The sequence below is a fragment of the Streptomyces sp. NPDC059740 genome, assembly GCF_042733155.1.
GTDB lineage: Bacteria > Actinomycetota > Actinomycetes > Streptomycetales > Streptomycetaceae > Streptomyces.
In genome coordinates, this window is the sequence record NZ_JBHWGP010000049.1 from 1 (window position 1) to 2,850 (window position 2,850).

Consider the following 2,850-nt stretch of genomic DNA (forward strand, 5'->3'; position numbering starts at 1 on the left):
GCCCGGGGCACCCCGCGCCGCGCCCCGGCGGGCGGCGGGCCGGCCCGGCATGGCCGCAGCCCCGCGCCCGGGTCCCTGCGGCCAGGCCGGACCGCACGGGCCCCGGGGCGCGGGGCGTGCCGCCCACCGGCTCAGTGCACCCGTGCGCCTGCCCGCCACACCGCGTGGGTCAGCGGGACGCCGGGCCGGTAGGCGAGGTGGACGTGGCTGGGTGCGTCCAGGAGGAGCAGGTCGGCGCGGACGCCGGGGGCGATCCGGCCGACGTCGCTGCGGCGCAGGGCGGCAGCGCCGCCCGCGGTGGCGGCCCACAGTGCCTCGTCCGGTGTCATGCCCATCTCGCGCACCGCCAGCGCCAGGCAGAACGCCATGGAGCTGGTGTAGGAGGAGCCCGGGTTGCAGTCGGTGGACAGGGCCACGGTGACCCCGGCGTCGAGCAGCCGGCGGGCGTCGGGCCAGGGCTGCCGGGTGGAGAACTCCGCGCCCGGCAGCAGCGTCGCCACCGTCGTGCCGTCGGCGAGGGCGGCCACGTCGGCGTCGGTGAGCCGGCTGCAGTGGTCGGCGGAGGCGGCGCCGAGCTCGACGGCGAGCTGCACGCCCGGCCCCTCGGTGAGCTGGTTGGCGTGGACGCGGGCCTGGAGGCCCTTGGCGAGGCCGGCGGTCAGGATCGCCCGGGCCTGGTCGCCGTCGAAGGCGCCCTCCTCGCAGAAGACGTCGACCCACCGGGCGTGCGGCGCGCAGGCGTCCAGCATCTCGCCGGTGACCAGCGCGACGTAGTCGGCAGGGTCCGTCTCGCCGGGCACGACGTGCGCACCGAGATAGGTGACCTCGTCGGTGTGGGCCGCAGCGATCCTCAGCGCGCGGGCCTCGTCGGCGACGGTGAGGCCGTAGCCGGACTTGGTCTCCATCGTGGTGGTGCCCTGCCGCAGCGCCTCCTGGAGGTGGCGCTCCAGGTTGGCGGCGAGCTCCTCGTCGGTGGCGGCCCGGGTCGCGGCGACGGTGGTGCGGATGCCGCCCGCGGAGTACGGGCGCCCCGACATCCGGGCGTTGAACTCCTGCGTCCGGTCGCCGCCGAAGACCAGGTGGGAGTGGGAGTCCACGTACCCGGGGACGAGCGCGCGTCCGCCGGCGTCCACCTGGTGGTCGGCCTCGGGCGCACTGCCCGCCGGCCCGGCCCACACCACCCGGTCGTCCTCGATGACGACGGCGGCGTCCGGGATCTCGCCGAGGGGACCCGCGCCGAGGGCGGGGTCGTTGGTGACGAGGCTGGCGATGCGGGTGATGGTGGTGCTGGTCATCGCTCCACGCTTTCTGGGGTCGTGGTTTGCCGGTGAACAGCGTCACGGGCGCCGGCCTGGGCCGGCGCCCGTGACGCGGGGGAAACGCAGGGGCGGAACCGCTCAGCCGCGCAGCGCGGCGACCGCGCGGGAGAGCTCCGCCGGCACGTCGGCCACGGTCGTGTGGACGCCGTCGCGGACCAGGTGCCGGCCGCCCACCACCGTATGGCTGACGTCGGCCGCGGACGCGGCGAAGACCGCGGTCTCGGCGCCGTGGCGCGGCTCGGCGCCCGCGGTGCGCACCGAGGTGAGGCTGAGAGTGGTGAGGTCGGCGAGCGCGCCGACGGCGAGACGCCCCGCCTCCGGCCAGCCCAGCGCCCGGTGACCGCCGCCGGTGGCGGCGGTGAGCAGCCGCGCCGCGGTCCAGTGGCCGCGACGCCGGGTCCGCAGCCGTTCGTCCAGCTCCAGGGCGCGGGCCTCCTCCAGGAGGTCGATCACCGCATGGCTGTCACTGCCCAGGCTCAGCGGGGAGCCCGCCTGTTCGAGGGCGACGGCCGGGCCGATGCCGTCCGCGAGGTCGCGTTCGGTGGTGGGGCACATGCAGGTGCCGGTGCCGGTGGCGCCGAGGAGGGCGATGTCCTCCTCGGTCAGGTGGGTGTTGTGGACGCCGGTGGTGGCTGGGCCCAGCACCCCGTGGTCGGCCAGGAGCCGGGTGGGCGTGCAGCCGTGCGCGGCCCGGCACGCCTCGTTCTCCGCCGTCTGCTCGGAGAGGTGGACGTGGAGCGGCGCCTGCCGCCCGGTGGCGAAGGCCGCGACCGTGGCGAGCTGTTCGGCGGGGACGGCCCGCACCGAGTGGACCGCGGCGCCGATCCGCAGCCGCTCGCCGTCCTTCAGCTCACCCGCCCGCGCCGCCCAGGACTCGGCGGTGCCGTCGCTGAAGCGCCGCTGCTCCGCGGTGGGCGGTGCGCCGAACCCGGAGGAGAGGTAGGCGGTGTCCAGCAGGGTCAGGCGCAGCCCGGCGTCCCGCGCCGCCGCGGCGAGGGCGTGGCCCATGGCGTTGGGGTCGGCGTACGGGGTGCCGTCGGGGGAGTGGTGGAGGTAGTGGAACTCGCCGACCGCCGTGATCCCGGCCAGGACCATCTCGGCGTAGACGGCCCGGGCGAGCCGGTAGTAGCTGTCGGGGTCCAGCCGGGTGGCGGTGGCGTACATGACCTCGCGCCAGGCCCAGAAGGACTCCGGTGCCGAGCCCGCACCGCCGCCGGCCGGCGCCGCCTGTGCGACGGCCCGCAGCGCCCGGTGGAAGGCGTGGGAGTGGGCGTTGGCGAGCCCGGGGAGGGTGAGGCCGCGCAGCGCGGTGGCGCCCGCCGGGGCGGCGGCCACCCCCGTCCGCAGCTCGGCGATGTGCTCGCCGGCGGTCCGCAGCAGCACGCCGGAGACCACCTCCTCGCCCAGCCACGCGTGTTCGAGCCAGTAGGCGGGCCCGGTGGCGGGGGGGGGGGGCCCCCCCGGCGCGGCGGGGGGGGGGGGGGACGGGGGGGGGGGGGGGCGGGGCGGCCCGCCCGGGATGCTGGGTCGA

Annotated in this window: 2 protein-coding genes; both read right to left on the minus strand. The window is 77.7% G+C overall.

Annotation, left to right across the window (positions count from 1 at the left end; translation table 11 throughout):
• Positions 1 to 131: 131 nt before the first annotated feature.
• Entirely contained in the window at positions 132 to 1,295 is a 1,164-nt protein-coding gene (gene hutI / locus ACFV3R_RS31440; RefSeq protein WP_385590249.1) for an imidazolonepropionase, read from the minus strand.
• A gap of 102 nt (positions 1,296 to 1,397) precedes the next feature.
• The gene (locus tag ACFV3R_RS31445) at positions 1,398 to 2,840 is read right to left on the minus strand and encodes a formimidoylglutamate deiminase (protein WP_385590296.1); all 1,443 of its coding nucleotides are present in this window, start codon (positions 2,838 to 2,840) and stop codon (positions 1,398 to 1,400) included.
• Between the last annotated feature and the right edge of the window lie 10 nt (positions 2,841 to 2,850).